The sequence below is a fragment of the Curtobacterium sp. BNK-1 genome (genome assembly GCF_048685235.1).
GTDB classification, from domain to species: Bacteria; Pseudomonadota; Gammaproteobacteria; order Enterobacterales; family Enterobacteriaceae; genus Pantoea; species Pantoea agglomerans.
The window spans coordinates 321955-339109 of record NZ_JBLQTJ010000004.1 but is presented as its reverse complement, the minus strand read 5'-3'; the positions used below and the strand labels follow the sequence as shown (position 1 = coordinate 339109).

Below are 17155 nucleotides of genomic sequence, written 5' to 3'. Positions count from 1 at the left end.
AGCTAATGACATTAAAGGCTAATAATTACCCTGCTAACAATTTACTCTTTTCATGAAATAATACATATTGCATTTTTATTAAGGCACTTTTTTCATAAGCAGGGAATGACAATCCTGAACTCAAAAAAAAGCAAAAGCATATATCATTTTCTATAATTCATCTGACTTTTAAGAGGTATGGTAAGGGGACACTGTTTAACCACTCAGAATTAATTTTCCTGAACCTCAGAAATCCGTAATTTCAGGAAGCACTACCCTAACTGCTGCAGGCGGGACCTCGCGGGGCTGAATAAAGGTGAAGCCCGTAACGCGCTGATGCATGTGATATTTATGCACCGGCTGGAAGAAATCAGGGCCCGAAATCCGGCAAATCAGAGCTGCATGTTGCGCAGTAAAGTAACTGCCCCGCTTCCCATTGATACAGACCGCCTGTTTCGACGGTGTGCTGTTATGCGGCGGAGCGGGCTAAAGCCGCCCCTGAATACGCCTGTCGTCAGACATAGCCCATCATTTTCAGCAGCGACTGCACCTGATTCATCGCTTCGCTGCGATGGGTGACGCCCAGCTTCTGATAGAGATTGCGGATATGGGTTTTGATGGTGGTGGAGGCCACCGCCAGCTCACCGGCGATTTGATCGTTGCTGTAGCCAGAATAGATTAATCCCAGCACCTGCCATTCACGCTGCGTCAGCGGACTGGTTCGGATCAGCTCCGGCACGTCAGGATGGTTAAGCAACCGGCTGACAAAGCCTTCATCGAAATGGGCGAATTTATGACGGTGATATTTGTTGATCTCCAGCAGGATGCGCCGGGCACGGTGGCTGTCCAGTTCATTCAGGGTATTCAGCTGAATCAATTGCCGCAACTGCTGCGCCATCATCTCGCCTTCAATCACAAAATGGCTGATAAAACCGGTGCTGCGCGCCAGTTTCAGCGCCTCAATCAGGACACGCTGCGCCTCCGCTTTGCGGTCGGTCTGCCAGTAGATCTGATTCAGCAGCAACAGATTGCGGTTTAAATCGCTCATCAGGCGCAGGGCACGGGCATTCTCATTCAGCTCCTCCAGCACCACTTCCGCCTGGCTGACATCACCCAGCAGGATTTGCGCGCGGGCGATGTTCCGCCATTGTCCCTGCAGAAAATGGTTATTGGCGAAGGCGGGTTTAGGCGTCTGCCGCATCCAGTCACGGGCGTTCTGGCTGTCGCCGGTCAACTGCCAGTAAATGACCCGGACTTTGTCGGCATTGGCTATCCAGTCGCTGTGCCAGTTGCCATTGTTCAGCAGGTTTTCCAGCCGGTTCAGGTAGCTGCGGGCGTTATCCAGATTGCCACGTGCCAGTGAGCACTGCACCAGCAATCCCAGACACTGAATCTGCTGCTGCGGCTGGAAACCGTTCAGTACTTTGATGCCTTCCCGGGCCGCCTGCTCCGCCTCTTCCAACCGTCCCCAGGCCCACAGCAACTGAGCGCGGATGCGCAGCAGAAACTCATGCAGCGGGAACTGCGCCAGGTGCTGCTCGTCGACCAGCACAAAGGCGCGGCTCTGGATCTCATAGGCTGCCTGCAAAAAGCCCTGAGCAAACAGAATCTCGCTCTGCTGAATCAGGCTCCAGAGGGCGTAGTGCCACACTTCATCGCGCCGCGCCATCTGTTCGGTCTGCCGCATCAGTTTGAGTGAATCATCCAGCTCGCCTTTGCAGTGCATCACTTCACCATGCACTGAGGTTGCCACAATGCGGCTGTAGTGACGGCTCGCTGGCAGGGTGTCGAGCGCCACTTTCGCCAGCCGCTCCGCTTCATCGGTATTACCATCGTTAATCGCCACCTGGGCGCGCAACGCATTAAATTCACCGCGCAGTGCTGTATCGATCTCGCAGCGGCTGGCCTGTTCAAAACGCGCCAGCAGACTGTCGACTTCTGAGAAGCGATGCTGACTCTGCATCAGCCACGCCTGCAGCAGTACCAGCATTGGATTTTCCAGCATCATCTCCCACGGCAGTGCTTTCAGGGAGTTCTCCAGCAGCGGCAGCTCGCTCTGATTAAACAGCGTCCAGGCGTGCTTCAGCAGCACGTCCCGCAGCATAGTGGCGTCGCCAGAGGCGAGCGCATGATGAATCGCCTCGCCGGGAAAACCCTGCGCCATCCAGCTCTCTGCCGCAGCCCGATGCAGCGCGGGCAGTTCCGCCGCCAGTTCCCACTGGCAGCGCTGACGCAGGAAGTTACCAAACAGCGGATGGTAGCTGAACCAGCAGCCTGAATCGTCCATGCGCTGCAGAAACAGACCCTGACGCTCAATCTCTTCCAGCCGCATCTGGCCGTTCTCTTCGCGGGTGACACAGGCGATCAGTTCATCGTTTATTGAACGCAGCAGCGCGGTTTTCAGTAAGAAATGGCGGGTAGGCAGATCGACGTTATCCAGAACTTCCTCAACCAGATAATCGGAGAGGTGGCTGGCATTAATGCCAGAGAGACGCCGGGCGGAATGCTGAGCCGAACTGGCACCCTGTCGCGCCGACAGTACGATCAGTTGCAGCGCAGTGGCCCAGCCCGCTACATCATCACAGAGTCGGCTGCTCTCTTCGCTTTCCAGCGGGGCCGCCAGTCGGCAGTCAAAAAACTGTCGCGCCTCCTGGTGGGTAAAAGCCAGCTGCTGGCTGCCCAGTTCAATCAGTTGCTCACGCACCCGCAGGTTGGCGATACCGAGTTGCGGCAGGTTACGTGACATCAGAATCAGCGTCAGATTTTCTGGCTGATGGCGCAGGAAAAAGCGCATCGCGTCGTGGATCACCGGATTGGTGATCAGATGGTAGTCATCAACGATCAGCCACAGCGGCTGCTGCCACTCCACCAGCTCGATAAAGAGCTGAGAAAACAGCGCATTGAGATTCACATACTGCCGCTTCTGCGCCAGCAGTTCACTGCGCGGACAGCCACCGTGGGTGGCCTGTTGCAGTGCAGCGATCAGGTAATCGGCAAAGCGCTCCGGCTGATTATCGCCCTCATCTAAAGAAACCCACCCCAGATCGCTTTTCCCTGCCGCCCACTGCGACACCAGTGTGGTTTTACCGTAGCCCGCCGGACTGGTGACCAGCACCAGCCGATAGTTACCGGCAGCGGTGAGTTTTTGCAGCAATCTCTCCCGAATCACAGTGCCTTCAAGACGCACCGGGCGGCTGAGTTTAGCGGGTATTAACATGGGCGCGCGTTTCTCCATTTGTCGAGCGCATCATTATTTTACGCTTCGTAATTATTCCTTACACAGGTTCAGCATTTCGTCAGATGAATGCAAGCAAACCCATTAATTAAACTTTACAAAAGCGTGCGCAATCACACTCCTTCAACGATTTCGGATTAGCCTCATCCTCTCCACCCTCCCCATCCTCCTCCGCTAATTCTTTGCAGGAGGATGAGCGAGGGTTTCCGCGCGGGCAGACTGTCGCCACATTGATCCATTTTCCGTTTTCACAGGACATCAACCATGACACAGCCCGATTTCAACCCGATTCAGTTCAATGCTGCCCTGACCCGTCAGTGGCAGCGTTTTGGCCTGCGCGATGCGCAGGAGATGACCACGACACAGTGGTGGCAGGCACTCAGCGGTGCGCTGGCCGATATGCTGGTCGCGCAGCCTGCTCCCCCGGCCCCGACAGAACTGCGCCATGTTAACTATCTGTCGATGGAGTTTTTGATCGGTCGCCTGACCGGCAACAACCTGCTGAACCTGGGCTGGTATGACGCGGTCAACGAGGCCCTGGCCGCCTGGGATATCTCACTCACTGACGTGCTGGAAACCGAAACAGATCCGGCGCTGGGTAATGGCGGCCTGGGTCGCCTGGCAGCCTGTTTCCTGGATTCCATGGCGAATGTGGGTCAGCCCGCTACGGGCTACGGTCTGAACTATCAGTACGGTCTGTTCCGCCAGCGCTTCGAACAGGGCGCGCAGATTGAAGGCCCGGATGACTGGCAGCGCGACCGCTATCCGTGGTTTAACCACAACGCCGCGCTTAACGTGCGGGTCGGGCTGGGCGGTAAAGTGGTGACGGTTGCGGGTCAGCCACAGTGGCAACCGGCGTTTGAACTGCTCGGTGAAGCCTGGGATCTGCCGGTGGTGGGTTATCAGAATGGTATCAGCCAGCCACTGCGTCTATGGCAGGCGAAACATGCCCAGCCGTTTAACCTCAGTCGCTTTAACGACGGCGACTTTCTGCGCGCGGAACAACAGGGTATTGATGCTGAAAAACTGACTAAAGTGCTCTACCCCAATGACAATCATCAGAACGGTAAAAAACTGCGTCTGATGCAGCAATATTTTCAGTGCGCCTGCGCGCTGGCTGACATTCTGCGTCGCCATCATCGGGCCGGCCGCAGCATCGAAACCCTGGCCGATCATGAAGTGATCCAGCTTAATGACACCCATCCGACGCTGGCCATCCCGGAGCTGATGCGTCTGCTGCTGGATGAGCATCAGCTGAGCTGGGATCGCGCCTGGCAGATCACACAGCACACTTTTGCCTACACCAATCACACCCTGATGCCGGAAGCGCTGGAGTGCTGGGATGTGCGTCTGGTGCGCAGCCTGCTGCCGCGCCATATGATGATCATCAATATCCTGAACGCGCAGCTAAAAACGGCTGTCACCGCGCGCTGGCCGGACGATGAAGCGAAGTGGGCCAGACTGGCGCTGGTGCATAATAACCAGCTGCGGATGGCAAACCTCTGCGTCACCAGCGGGTTCGCGGTCAACGGTGTGGCGGCGCTGCACTCGAAACTGGTGGTGCAGGATCTCTTCCCGGAATATCACCAGATGTGGCCGGAGAAATTCCACAACGTGACCAACGGCATTACGCCGCGCCGCTGGATCAATCAGTGCAACCCGGCGCTGAGTGCCCTGATCACCCGGACATTGCAAAAACCCTGGCTGAACGATCTCGATGCCTTGCAGGGGCTGGAAGCCTTTGCGGATGACGCCGCCTTCTGCGCGGAATATCGCGCCATCAAGCAGCAGAACAAAGTCGCGCTGGCGCACTGGGTAAAACAGCGGACCGGCATTGAGATTGACCCTACCGCGCTGTTTGACGTACAGATCAAACGACTGCATGAGTACAAACGCCAGCATCTGAGCCTGCTGCACATCATTGCGCTGTGGCAGACGCTGGTCACCGATCCGCAGGCTAACCGGACGCCGCGCGTGGTGCTGTTTGGTGCCAAAGCCGCGCCCGGCTATGCACTGGCGAAAAACATCATCTATGCCATCAACAAAGTGGCCGAGGTGATCAATCAGGATCCCCGTATCGGTGACCGGCTGAAAGTCGTGTTTATTCCCGATTACAACGTCTCCGTCGCCGAGCGGCTGATTCCCGCCGCCGACCTTTCTGAGCAGATCTCCACCGCCGGTAAAGAAGCGTCCGGCACCGGAAATATGAAACTGGCGCTGAATGGCGCACTGACCATAGGCACACTGGATGGAGCGAACGTCGAGATCGCTGAGCAGGTTGGCAGCGAGAACATCTTTATCTTCGGGCATACCGTGGAACAGGTGGTGGCGTTAAAAGCAGACGGTTATGCCCCGGCGCAGTGGCGCAAGAAAGATTCGCAGCTCAATCAGGTCTTACTGGCGCTGGAAGATGGCACCTTCAGCCAGGGCGACTGCCACGCCTTTGATGCGATGTTGCAGAGTCTCGGCCCGGAAGGCGGTGATCCCTATCTGGTACTGGCTGACTTCCAGCCCTACCTTGACGCACAGGCGCAGGTAGAAGCGCTGTGGAGCGATCAGGAGGCCTGGACACGTGCCACCATCCTCAATACCGCACGCTGTGGCATGTTCAGCTCCGATCGCGCTATCCGCGATTACCAGCAGCGCATCTGGCAAGCGAAACGCTAAGGAACGCCATGAAAACAGATCCGGTTATGGACGATTTCTCCCGGGCGGGCATCGCCGCTGAGTATATCAATGCTCACGGCAAGCCACAGGCGATCCCGACCCTGACCCGCCAGCGTTTGCTGGCGGTGATGCAGCCTTCCCATCCGCTGAGCACGCCGCTGCCACCGGTGGTGATTTTTCGCAGCGGCGATCTTCTGAGCCTGTCACCACAGCTCGCTGACGATGCCCACTGGCATCTCACCAGTGAAGCAGGTGAAATCAGCTCAGGTCGCTGCCAGCCCGCTCAGCCGCTGCATCTGCCGCCGCTGCCTGAAGGCTATCATGAGCTGACGCTGCAACAGGGTGCGCAGCAGTGGTCGTGCCGGATAATAATTGCCCCGGCCCGCTGTTATGAACCCCCGGCCCTGCTGGCAGGTGAGTCAATATGGGGCGCCTGCGTGCAGCTCTATACCCTGCGCTCGGCGGAGAACTGGGGAATCGGCGACTTTGGCGATCTGCGCCGGATGCTGCCGGAGGTAGCCGCACGCGGCGGCGCGTTTATCGGTCTTAACCCTATCCATGCGCTGTTTCCCTCCAGCCCGGAGAGTGCCAGCCCTTACAGCCCCTCGTCCCGGCGCTGGCTTAATGTGCTCTACATCGATGTGAGCGCAGTCACTGACTTCCGGCAGAGCGCTGCCGCTCAGGCCTGGTGGCAACGTCCGGAAACAGAGCAGGCGCTGGAACAGGCTCGCGCAGCAGATTGGGTGGATTATGCGGCGGTGACCCGGCTGAAAATGGACGCGCTGAGACTGGCGTGGCCGCAGTTTACTCAGCGTGACGCCAGCGATCCCGAGGTGCAGGCGTTTAATGGATTTATACGTGAAGGAGGCGAGAGTCTTCAGCATCAGGCGCTGTTTGATGCGCTGCACGCCGATCAGATAGCACAGGATAGTGATCGCTGGGGCTGGCCGGTGTGGCCGGAGGCGTTGCAGGATCCCGGCAGTCCGGCCGTGCAGGCCTTCCTGCAACAGCACGCCGATCAGGTGCGCTTCTGGCTCTGGCTGCAGTGGCTGGCCGCGAAGCAGTTTGCCGACTGCTGGGACATCTGCCAGCAGCAGCAGATGCCGATTGGACTTTACCGCGATCTGGCGGTGGGTGTTGCGCAGGGTGGCGCAGAGACCTGGAGCGAGCGCGATCTCTACTGCATGGAGGCCAGCATCGGTGCGCCGCCCGATATTCTCGGCCCGCGCGGCCAGGACTGGGGATTGCCGCCCATGGATCCGCAGGTGATGCGTCAGCGCGCCTGGGAGCCGTGGATCGCCCTGCTGCGCGCCAACATGCGCCACTGCGGCGCACTGCGCATTGACCATGTGATGGCGCTAATGCGGCTGTGGTGGATTCCGGCCGGTGATAGCGCGATGCACGGTGCCTACGTGCACTATCCCATCGACGATCTGCTGGCGATTCTGGCGCTGGAAAGTCAGCGTCATCGCTGCATGGTAATTGGCGAAGATCTCGGTACGGTGCCGGAAGCGATTGTCGATAAGCTGCGTGATGGCGGGGTCTACTCCTATAAGGTGCTCTATTTTGAGCAGGAGTCAGCCCAGCGTTTCCGTCCGCCCGCCGAATGGCCACGGCAGGCAATGGCGGTCGCGACTACTCACGATCTTCCGACGCTGCGTGGCTGGTGGCAGAGCGATGATTTGACCACCGGCGCACAACTCGGCCTCTATCCCGACAAGGTGGTGCTGGCCGGGCTATATCAGGATCGGTTGCGGGCAAAGCAGGCGCTGCTGCAGAGTCTGCATCGCGTTGGTGCCCTGCCGAAACGTGCCGGACGCGATGCACGTCGCACCGGCATGAGCAAGGCATTAAACCGGGCGATGCAGCGCTATCTGGCTGATAGCCACAGCGCCCTGCTGGGACTGCAACCGGAGGACTGGCTGGATATGGCAGCGCCGGTCAATATTCCGGGCACCAGCGATGAATATCCGAACTGGCGACGCAAGCTCAGCGCCACGCTGGAAACGCTGTTCAGCGATCCTGCCACTGACACGCTGCTGCGTGATCTGACGGCACGCCGGAAGCGACTACTGCGCAATTGAAGGTCAACGCGCGACTCAGACTCGTCTCTGACGCAGCCTGTTTTACATAATTTTCAGTTATTACAGCGTGCGGGCCGGCAACGGCTCGCACTCTGCTACTGTAATCAGCGCCTCTCAACAGTGATAAGATCACCCTGAGCACGAGCGTCTGAAAAAAGCACACCGGATTCTGTTCAGGATTTAATGAACTTAAGAATTTGTATTCGCCCAATCCTGAGATTGCTTTAACAGCAATGCCCAGTCGTCAGGTGGATAGCCGTTATGCAACATTCCTGAAAATACTTTATAGGCGTCACGCTTACTGCCATAAGCACGTTTGGTCTCAGCGTCATTCATCCATGCAAGGATGATGGTTTTATGTTGCTCGCTGAATCTAAAGAACAAACGATACTGCATCAAAAACTTTGCACGGAACCAATGCTTATTTTGTTCTCCCAGCGTATCGCCCTGGCGAAACTTTGCCTGATGTGGATCGGCGCAAATCTCACTATTGATAACTTTAAACACAGCGGCTAAAAGCTTCGTCGTCGCTTTTCGCTGGTAACTTTCAGGATATTTAGCCCTGAGTAACTCCACTTCATTGGTCAGCGCAATCAGCTGCGATTCAAAACAGGGATGAACATAAACGTGCCATCCATTTATAACCGTGCTGTCTTCCATACTTAATTACTCATCGTCCATGAGTGGAGCATCCAAATCAACGTCCATACCTTCGGTCAACGATGTAATGCGAGTTAATAATCCTCGATCCAGCGTTTTAATATTTGCAGGTGTGTTGCGTATGTCAGCAGCAAGAAAACTCAGAAAGCTCGCCATCACTGGATCATCATCAGTCACCGTTTCCTGACGGGTAATAAGGACTTTGCCGCCCGGCAGAACAGCGTATTCGATATTCTCACCAGGTTGCAGATTCATCGCATCACGAACTGCGGCAGGGATAGTGGTCTGGCTGCGCGCTGTCAGTTTTGATGAAGCACGCAGAGAGATGTTTGCATGAGTCAGAGTTCCCATTGCGGATTCTCACTAGAAAAAAACAAGATAGCGCAACAGTAATGCAAGTGCATTGGCAATGCAAATGCATTGATCGCGATAAGAGCGAATGTTTTGTTACTAAGTCTTCATTAAAAGTTTCTGATTACGCTTTTCCGTATCGACTGAAAAATTGGCACCCTGTTTTATTTCCTGCCAGACATCAAACTCTTCGCGACTGATAAGCACAGCAGCAGAGCCGCCCCGGCGGGTGATAATCACAGGCTCACCCGCCCTCACGATATCCATGATTTCAGCAAGAAATTTTCGGGCCTGTGTTGTCGTGTAACTTCGCATATAGCCTCCAGAAAAGTCATCCCTGAAACAGCTTAGTTAGCCTATATTCATCAAACGCTATTGCCCACAGCATGACTTACGCAATGCGTAAAACCACGCAAAAAAATCATGCAATCAGGATCTCTGCAACAAAAAAAGGTGCGCCGCAGCGCACCAGATGGAACAACATCAGTATTGTCGGGGCAGCTTCACCCCTTGCCTTTAACACTACTGATAAAGGTCTGCCGTGCAGAGGTGGAACCCAGCCGCTCGGCTTCATCCAGCAGTTTCAGCGCCTTATCGATATTACCGCTGTTCACTGCCTGTCTGATCTTCTGGTTAAAGTAAATCTCGGTGTCGCTCATGATCGGTTCCGCACGGGCTTTTGGCGCGGGCGCTGCGGCGGGTGCAGGCGCCGGTGCTGCGCTGTACGCTGCCGCAGGTGCGGTATTGCCGACGGTCACCGCGCTCGGGCCGGATGAACCAAACAGCGGCCCGACCAGAATGGATGAGCCGGAACTGGTCTGCATCTTCAGCTTGATTGTCCCTTCCCGGCTGTGGCGGGCGACGGGATCGGGAATATCCGGTACCGCATGACCGGTGCCCTGCGCGTAGGCCTTGGCCGGGTCAAGCAGCGTGGTGGTTTGTGTCAGATCGCTGTCGGTGGTAAACACCAGCAGGTAGATTTTTTGCTGACCCAGCGCCGGGGTTAATTTCATCACCCCTTCCAGTCGATCTGCCGCCATCACGCCCGGCTTCTGATAGGTAAAGTAGCGGCTGGGAAACCAGGCCGCAGGACGCAGGTTTTCATCCAGCACCAGCACGTTCGGCGCGAAAACCTGACCGTTCGCCACTTCACTGCTCAGCGTCAGCGTCAGTTCGCCGATATTGGCGGGCAGACTGTAGGCCGCGACCGGACCGGCAATGTGTGGCGCATTCAGCGTCTGTCCGCTGTTAGCGAGTTTTGTTGTCTGTGTCTGAGAAGCAGCCAACGGTTGCCAGCTCAGGCGTTGCAGTGTTTCGGGTGCCACGACCGGTGCGGACGAGAGATCCTGCGGCACCAGATTGACATCCGCCAGGGCGGGAAGCGCGTGTCCTGTCAGTAACGCCGCACTCAGGCAGAGTGCAGCCAGTTTTGTCATTTTCATTATGTCTACCTTATTGCAGGTCGCGGCGTGAACCAGGCAATGGCACACCGCGACCAAAGAGATCCATCAGGCGCAGGCGCGCCTGTCAGAAAAGGTGCTGGCTTACCACCAGATTTCCATCTGCGCACCGAAGGTCACTTCATCGTCTTTACCACGGCTGTTGGTCAGGATGCCGTTGCCGCTGGTGTCCGCAGAGGCGAAGGTAGTGAGATCGCCTGAGTTATCTTTGTTGTAGCCCCATTTTTCATCCCATTTGGCGTAGGTCGCGAACAGACGCAGAGCCGGACGTGACCAGATGCTGTCGCCCGCCTGCCACTGCTGCGCCAGCGTCACTTTGTACTGGCCGTTGCGTTCGTTAGCCTGCTGCGATTTGACGTTGTCGTAGCCCAGTTCCAGCAACGTGCTCATAATCGGCGTCCATTTGTACATCGGGCGCACACCCACGGTGTACCACTCGGTGCCGCGGTTGTTGTCCAGATCGATGTTCTGGTACATAGCGACGTACATCAGATCCCAGCGTTCGGCCAGTGAGATCGCACCGTGGTCGAGGATGCGATACATGTCACCATTGTTGTTGAGGCTGGTGCCCTGCGGCACGCCTTTGCCCTGAGAGGTCAGCGCATCGGTGGCATACTGCAGTACGAATTTGTTATAGCCCTTCAGCATGCTCTGGGTATGTTCAGCAGTGAACATCCAGCCATCTTTAGAAGCCCCCTCTTCCAGACGGTAGTCGTCACGGGCATTAGCGCGACCGTAGTCGACACCCAGCTCCAGCACGCCGTTGGTGTTGGTTTCCAGACCGGCCAGACGCACATCAAACACGTCGTTGGCAGTGCTGGTGGCGAAGTCACGGATACGATCGCTGGAGAAGGTGTAAGAGCCGCCCGCTTCAGATGAACGGGTTGCGGCGAAAGAGAGTTTACCGAAGCCGAGATCGACATCTTCCAGACCGGCACCCGGACCGGAAATATCCCAGTAGTAGAAGTCGATCATATGGACGTCATGACGCTGATAGAAACGCTTACCGGCCCAGATGGTAGAGCCTGGCAGCGCGTCGATCAGGTTTTTACCTTTTACGTTGGCTTCACGGAAGGCGGGCGATGTGGCTTCCCAGTCATTCTGCTGTGCCACGGAGTAAGCCACGTTGGTGTCGAAATAGAAGCTTTTGTCGCCCTCTTTCCACACTTCCTGGCCTAATTTCAGTTCGGCATAGGTTTCACATTCGTTGCCCAGACGGTATTTACTTTGAGCGCCGGTGGCCTGGAAACATTGCTGTTCACCACCGCTGCCGGTCCAGCCAATGCCGGAACGGGCGTAACCGGTAAAATCAACCGCCATCGTCGGGGCGGAGAGGGTTCCCACCGCGACGGCAACGGCGATGGGAAGTTTGCGCAGAGTTAACATTTTCTATCTCCTGAGGTCATTGCTTTTATTGTTTTTGGCAGGGCTATACACCCGGCTCCTGATACAGCCTGCGGCACGCGCTCCCGTCCTCGCGGAACAGGTGACAACGCTCGGGCGGCAGGCCAATACCGAGGATGGCGCCCTCTTTTACCAGCACGACGTCCTCCTGGCGGTAAACCAGGTTCTGACGGATAGCGGGAATCTCGATGTGGATCTGTGTTTCATGCCCCAGCTGTTCCACCACCTGCACTTCCCCTTCCAGGGTGACGTCGGCGATATCGCTGGAGAGCAGATGTTCCGGGCGAATACCCAGTGACATGTTGCTGCCGACCTGCACACCGGCGCTGTCAACCGGCAGCCAGACCAGCTGCTGATTCGGCAGCCGCACCTGAACCTGATCGATGGCGGTGGCGGTCACTTTGACCGGCAGGAAATTCATTTTTGGTGAGCCGATAAATCCGGCGACAAAACGGTTGGCGGGATAGTGATACAGCTCAAGCGGCTTACCGACCTGCGCAATGCGTCCGGCGTCCAGCACCACGATTTTGTCGGCCAGCGTCATCGCTTCGATCTGATCGTGGGTCACGTAAATCATGGTGCGCTTCAGGCGCTTATGCAGACGGGAGATCTCAATGCGCATCTGAACGCGCAGCGCGGCGTCAAGGTTCGACAGCGGTTCATCCAGCAGGAAGACGCGCGGTTCCGCCACCAGCGTGCGGCCAATCGCCACGCGCTGACGCTGCCCGCCAGAGAGGGCTTTAGGACGGCGATCGAGCAGATGCGCCAGTTGCAGAATCTCCGCCACCTGATTAACCCGCTGCTGGATCTCCGCTTTTTTCACCCCGGCCAGTTTGAGGCCAAAAGACATGTTCTCCGCCACCGACAGATGGGGATAGAGCGCATAGGACTGAAACACCATGCCGATGCCGCGTTCGGCGGGCGGCACTTCATTCATGCGCCGGTCGCCGATTAACAGCTCGCCGCTGGTGATGGTCTCCAGCCCGGCAATCATGCGCAGCAGCGTCGATTTGCCACAGCCTGATGGGCCGACGAAAACAACAAATTCCCCTTCACGAATAGTGAGATCGATATCTTTCGACACCACCGTATCGCCCCAGGCTTTCGTGACATTGCGTAACACAACGCTCGCCATGATCCCTTCCCTCTTAGCTGCATAGTCGTGTCTGCCCAGCGGCAGACGGGTTCCGGGGCTCACTATGCGAGAGGAAACTGACGGTAACATCCTCCACCGCAATGCATTCCGCTGGGGGAGGAGGCGGGAGGAGGAGAAACGCGGGCTGACGCCGCGGCCCGCACGCTGACGCGCTTTTTTGTGATCGCTAACGCAGACCCGCAGGAATTTTTGTCGCGTAAGCGCCCGCTTGAGGGGCTTTTTGCCAGCGCGATCACAGCGGCAGGCCGAGGGGCGTAGAGCAGAGGAGGATGAGAAGCCGTGGCGGATAAGCACAATGATGCCGGTACAGCATTCACCACTTCCGCTAACAGGATGGATTTATGACGATGAAAACCGGAGCAAGAATTCTGGCCCTTTCTGCCCTCTCTGCCGTGCTCTTTTCGGCCAGCGCGATGGCAAAAATTGAGGAAGGTAAACTGGTCATCTGGATCAACGGTGACAAGGGCTACAACGGCCTTGCCGAAGTGGGTAAGAAATTTGAGCAGGAGACCGGCATCAAAGTCACGGTCGAACATCCTGACAAAATGGAAGAGAAGTATCCGCAGGTCGCGGCGACCGGCGATGGCCCGGATATTATCTTCTGGGCACATGACCGTTTCGGCGGCTATGCGCAGTCAGGCCTGCTGGCTGAGATCACGCCGGATGCCAGCTTCCGCGAGAAGCTTTTCCCGTTCACCTGGGACGCGGTGCGCTTCGAAGGCAAGCTGATTGGCTACCCGATTTCCGTTGAGTCGCTGTCACTGATCTACAACAAGAAACTGCTGCCGACCCCGCCAAAAACCTGGGAAGAGATTGCCGGTCTCGACAAGCAACTGCGTGCCAAAGGCAAAAGCGCCATCATGTTTAACCTGCAGGAGCCCTACTTCACCTGGCCGCTGCTGGCCGCAGGCGGGGCTTACGCCTTCAAGCTCACCGACGGACATTATGACGTGAAGGATGTCGGCGTCGATAACGCCGGAGCTAAAGCGGGCATGCAGTTCCTGGTCGATCAGGTTAAAGCCAAAACCCTGAATGCGGACACCGATTATTCGATTGCTGAGGCCGCCTTTAACAAAGGCGAAACCGCCATGACCATTAATGGTCCGTGGGCGTGGGGCAACCTCGACAAGAGCGGCATAGACTATGGCGTCACCGAATTGCCAACCCTGAACGGTAAACCGTCGAAGGCCTTTGTCGGCGTGCTGAGTGCCGGGATCAACGCCGCCAGTCCTAACAAAGAGCTGGCGAAAGAGTTCCTGGAGAATTATCTGCTGACTGACACCGGTCTGGATGCGGTCAACAAAGATAAGCCGCTGGGTGCTGTGGCGCTGAAATCTTTCCAGCAGACGCTGGAAAAAGATTCGCGTATCGCCGCCACCATGAACAACGCCCGTCAGGGTGACATCATGCCGAATATCCCGCAGATGGCGGCATTCTGGTATGCGATGCGCACCGCTACCCTGAACGCGCTGGGCGGTCGTCAGAGCGTCGACGCCGCACTGAAAGATGCTCAGGCCCGTCTGAAGAAGTAATTCTCCCCTTGCAGCCGGGGCAACCCGGCTTGAGTGACCGTTAAGGAAAACCGCATCATGTCAGGAAAACCGAAAACGCGCAGTGTGCTGTTGAAAAGCGTTCTCATCGGGATCTGCTGTCTGCTGGTCGGCTATCTGCTGGTGCTGATGTACGCGCAGGGCGAATATCTGTTTGCGCTGCTGACGCTGATCCTCAGTGCGACCGGACTGTGGATTTTTGCTAACCGTCGCGCCTATGCGTGGCGTTATGTCTATCCCGGCGTGGCGGGAATGGCGCTGTTTGTACTGTTTCCCCTTGCCTGCACGATTGCCATTGCCTTTACCAACTATAGCAGCAGCAACCAGCTCACCTTTGAACGGGCGCAGCAGGTTTTGCTGGGCCGCACCTTCCAGTCGGGTGAAGCAGTCAGTTTTTCTCTGTTCCCGGCCGGCGATCGCTGGCAGCTGGTGCTGAATGATGGCAAAGACTATGTTTCGCCGCCGTTTCAGTTTGGCGCTGAACAGACGCTGAAAATGGCCCCTGCCGCACCACCGTCAGGTGAACGGGCGAACTTCAGAGCGATCACGACCCATCGTCAGGCGCTGAGCCAGATCCGGGCTGAACTGCCGGATGGTCGTCAGTTGCGGATGACTTCGCTGCGCCAGTTCTCCGGCACCCAGCCGCTCTATCGGGTGGGTGCGCAGAATGAGCTGATCAATCAGCAGAGCAACGCGCGCTATCGCGCTAATCCGCAGACTGGTTTCTACCAGGCGATTAACGCCGACGGCAGCTGGGCGAACGAAACCCTGAGTCCCGGCTTTACCGTGAATACCGGCTGGAAAAACTTCGTGCGGGTGTTTACTGACGAAGGGATTCAGAAGCCGTTCCTGGCGATATTTGGCTGGACGCTACTCTTCTCGCTGATCACCGTGGTGCTGACCGTCGCGGTGGGGATGGTGTTGGCGTGTCTGGTGCAGTGGGAGGCGTTGCGCGGCAAAGCGGTCTATCGGGTAATGCTGATTCTGCCCTATGCCGTGCCGGCGTTTATCTCGATCCTGATTTTCAAAGGACTGTTCAACCAGAGCTTTGGTGAAATCAACGTGATGCTCAGCGCGCTGTTTGGCGTAAAGCCGGCCTGGTTCAGCGACCCGACGCTGGCGCGCACCATGCTGATTATCGTCAATACCTGGCTCGGCTACCCCTACATGATGATCCTCTGCATGGGCCTGCTGAAGGCGATTCCGGACGATCTCTATGAAGCCTCGGCGATGGACGGTGCAGGACCGCTGCAGAACTTCTTCCTGATAACTCTGCCGCTGCTGCTGAAACCACTGATGCCGCTGATGATCGCCAGCTTTGCCTTTAACTTTAATAACTTTGTGCTGGTGCAGTTACTCACCAACGGCGGGCCGGATCGCCTCGGCACCACCACGCCAGCCGGTTACACCGATTTGCTGGTGAACTACACCTGGCGCATCGCCTTTGAAGGCGGCGGCGGGCAGGACTTTGGGCTGGCCGCCGCTATCGCCACGCTGATCTTCCTGCTGGTGGGTGCGCTGGCGGTGATTAACCTGAAAGCCTCGCGGATGAAATTCGACTAAGCGTCTGGCCCGACAGGCGTCATGGTTGCAGGCAGTCCGGACGCGAAGAGCGTGGAACAACCGCAACCTGGGAGGTGAGGATTGTGAGCACTGCCCGGGTTCAGACTGACAAATAAAATAGCCTGATGGACCAGGCTCTGAGGAGTTGTTATGGCTATGGTACAACCGAAATCGCAACGGCTGCGTCTGTTCACCACGCATCTGCTGCTGCTGTTATTTATCGCGGCGATTCTCTTTCCCCTGCTGATGGTGATTGCGATTTCGCTGCGTGCCGGGAACTTCGCCACCGGCAGCCTGATCCCGGAGCAGATCTCGTGGGAGCACTGGCGGCTGGCGCTGGGTTTCAGCGTGGAACATGCGGATGGCCGGGTGACACCGCCGCCCTTCCCGGTGCTGCTCTGGTTATGGAACTCGATCAAGATTGCGGCAATCAGTGCGCTGGGCATCGTGGCGCTCTCTACCACCTGCGCCTATGCCTTTGCCCGTATGCGCTTTACCGGCCGTGCCAGCCTGCTGAAAGGAATGCTGATATTCCAGATGTTCCCGGCGGTGCTGTCGCTGGTGGCGCTCTATGCTCTGTTTGATCGTCTCGGTCAGTATCTGCCCTTTATCGGGCTGAACACCCACGGTGGGGTGATCTTCGCCTATCTGGGCGGTATCGCGCTGCATGTCTGGACCATCAAAGGCTATTTCGAAACCATCGACGGGTCACTGGAAGAGGCGGCCGCGCTGGATGGCGCAACGCCGTGGCAGGCGTTCCGGCTGGTGCTGCTGCCGCTGTCGGTGCCGATTCTGGCGGTGGTGTTTATTCTGGCGTTTATCGCCGCGGTGACTGAAGTGCCGGTCGCCTCGCTGCTGCTGCGAGATGTAAACAGCTACACCCTGGCGGTCGGGATGCAGCAGTACCTCAATCCGCAGAACTATCTGTGGGGCGATTTCGCCGCTGCGGCGGTGCTCTCCGCGATTCCGATCACCCTGGTTTTCCTGCTGGCGCAGCGCTGGCTGGTGAGCGGTTTAACCGCGGGCGGAGTGAAAGGCTAAAACGA

General features: G+C 57.1%; 12 protein-coding genes. 5 read left to right on the top strand and 7 right to left on the bottom strand.

Annotated features, from left to right (window positions below):
* Positions 1-493 precede the first annotated feature (493 nt).
* Entirely contained in the window at positions 494-3196 is a 2703-nt protein-coding gene (gene malT / locus ACMGGP_RS22045; RefSeq protein WP_498798908.1) for an HTH-type transcriptional regulator MalT, read from the bottom strand.
* A gap of 282 nt (positions 3197-3478) precedes the next feature.
* Here malT and malP point away from each other — a divergent pair, with 282 nt between their 5' ends.
* Both malP and malQ read left to right on the top strand, forming a co-directional pair.
* Complete coding sequence (gene malP / locus ACMGGP_RS22040; RefSeq protein WP_324701063.1) at positions 3479-5881, top strand: maltodextrin phosphorylase; 2403 nt, start codon at positions 3479-3481, stop codon at positions 5879-5881.
* Positions 5882-5889: 8 nt separating this feature from the next.
* Positions 5890-7965 carry a 4-alpha-glucanotransferase gene (gene malQ, locus ACMGGP_RS22035; RefSeq protein ID WP_498798907.1) on the top strand — a complete coding sequence of 692 codons (2076 nt, stop codon included), beginning with the start codon at positions 5890-5892 and terminating at the stop codon, positions 7963-7965.
* Between the two features lie 189 nt (positions 7966-8154).
* On the opposite strand, the gene ACMGGP_RS22030 is transcribed toward malQ, so the two are convergent.
* The 6 genes from ACMGGP_RS22030 to malK all read right to left on the bottom strand — a co-directional run bounded on the left by ACMGGP_RS22030 (position 8155) and on the right by malK (position 12975).
* Complete coding sequence (locus ACMGGP_RS22030; protein WP_010247344.1) at positions 8155-8625, bottom strand: type II toxin-antitoxin system YhaV family toxin; 471 nt, start codon at positions 8623-8625, stop codon at positions 8155-8157.
* A 6-nt stretch (positions 8626-8631) separates the two neighbouring features.
* Positions 8632-8976 carry a type II toxin-antitoxin system PrlF family antitoxin gene (locus ACMGGP_RS22025; protein WP_033773852.1) on the bottom strand — a complete coding sequence of 115 codons (345 nt, stop codon included), beginning with the start codon at positions 8974-8976 and terminating at the stop codon, positions 8632-8634.
* A gap of 99 nt (positions 8977-9075) precedes the next feature.
* Positions 9076-9291 carry a type II toxin-antitoxin system Phd/YefM family antitoxin gene (locus ACMGGP_RS22020; RefSeq protein ID WP_284672518.1) on the bottom strand — a complete coding sequence of 72 codons (216 nt, stop codon included), beginning with the start codon at positions 9289-9291 and terminating at the stop codon, positions 9076-9078.
* Between the two features lie 188 nt (positions 9292-9479).
* Positions 9480-10418 (bottom strand): maltose operon protein MalM, encoded by a 939-nt coding sequence (malM, locus tag ACMGGP_RS22015; RefSeq protein WP_498798906.1) that lies wholly within the window; start codon positions 10416-10418, stop codon positions 9480-9482.
* A 102-nt stretch (positions 10419-10520) separates the two neighbouring features.
* A complete protein-coding gene (locus tag ACMGGP_RS22010; protein WP_033760237.1) occupies positions 10521-11822 on the bottom strand; it encodes a maltoporin in 1302 nt (433 codons plus the stop codon).
* A gap of 43 nt (positions 11823-11865) precedes the next feature.
* Complete coding sequence (gene malK, locus ACMGGP_RS22005) at positions 11866-12975, bottom strand: maltose/maltodextrin ABC transporter ATP-binding protein MalK (RefSeq protein WP_010247360.1); 1110 nt, start codon at positions 12973-12975, stop codon at positions 11866-11868.
* Positions 12976-13337: 362 nt separating this feature from the next.
* On the opposite strand from malK, the gene malE reads away from it, so the two are divergent.
* The 3 genes from malE to malG all read left to right on the top strand — a co-directional run bounded on the left by malE (position 13338) and on the right by malG (position 17150).
* Positions 13338-14528: a maltose/maltodextrin ABC transporter substrate-binding protein MalE gene (gene malE / locus ACMGGP_RS22000; protein WP_498798905.1), complete on the top strand. Its 1191-nt coding sequence runs from the start codon at positions 13338-13340 to the stop codon at positions 14526-14528.
* Between the two features lie 57 nt (positions 14529-14585).
* Entirely contained in the window at positions 14586-16109 is a 1524-nt protein-coding gene (gene malF, locus ACMGGP_RS21995; protein WP_498798904.1) for a maltose ABC transporter permease MalF, read from the top strand.
* A 150-nt stretch (positions 16110-16259) separates the two neighbouring features.
* The gene (gene malG / locus ACMGGP_RS21990; protein ID WP_010247369.1) at positions 16260-17150 is read left to right on the top strand and encodes a maltose ABC transporter permease MalG; all 891 of its coding nucleotides are present in this window, start codon (positions 16260-16262) and stop codon (positions 17148-17150) included.
* Positions 17151-17155 lie beyond the last annotated feature (5 nt).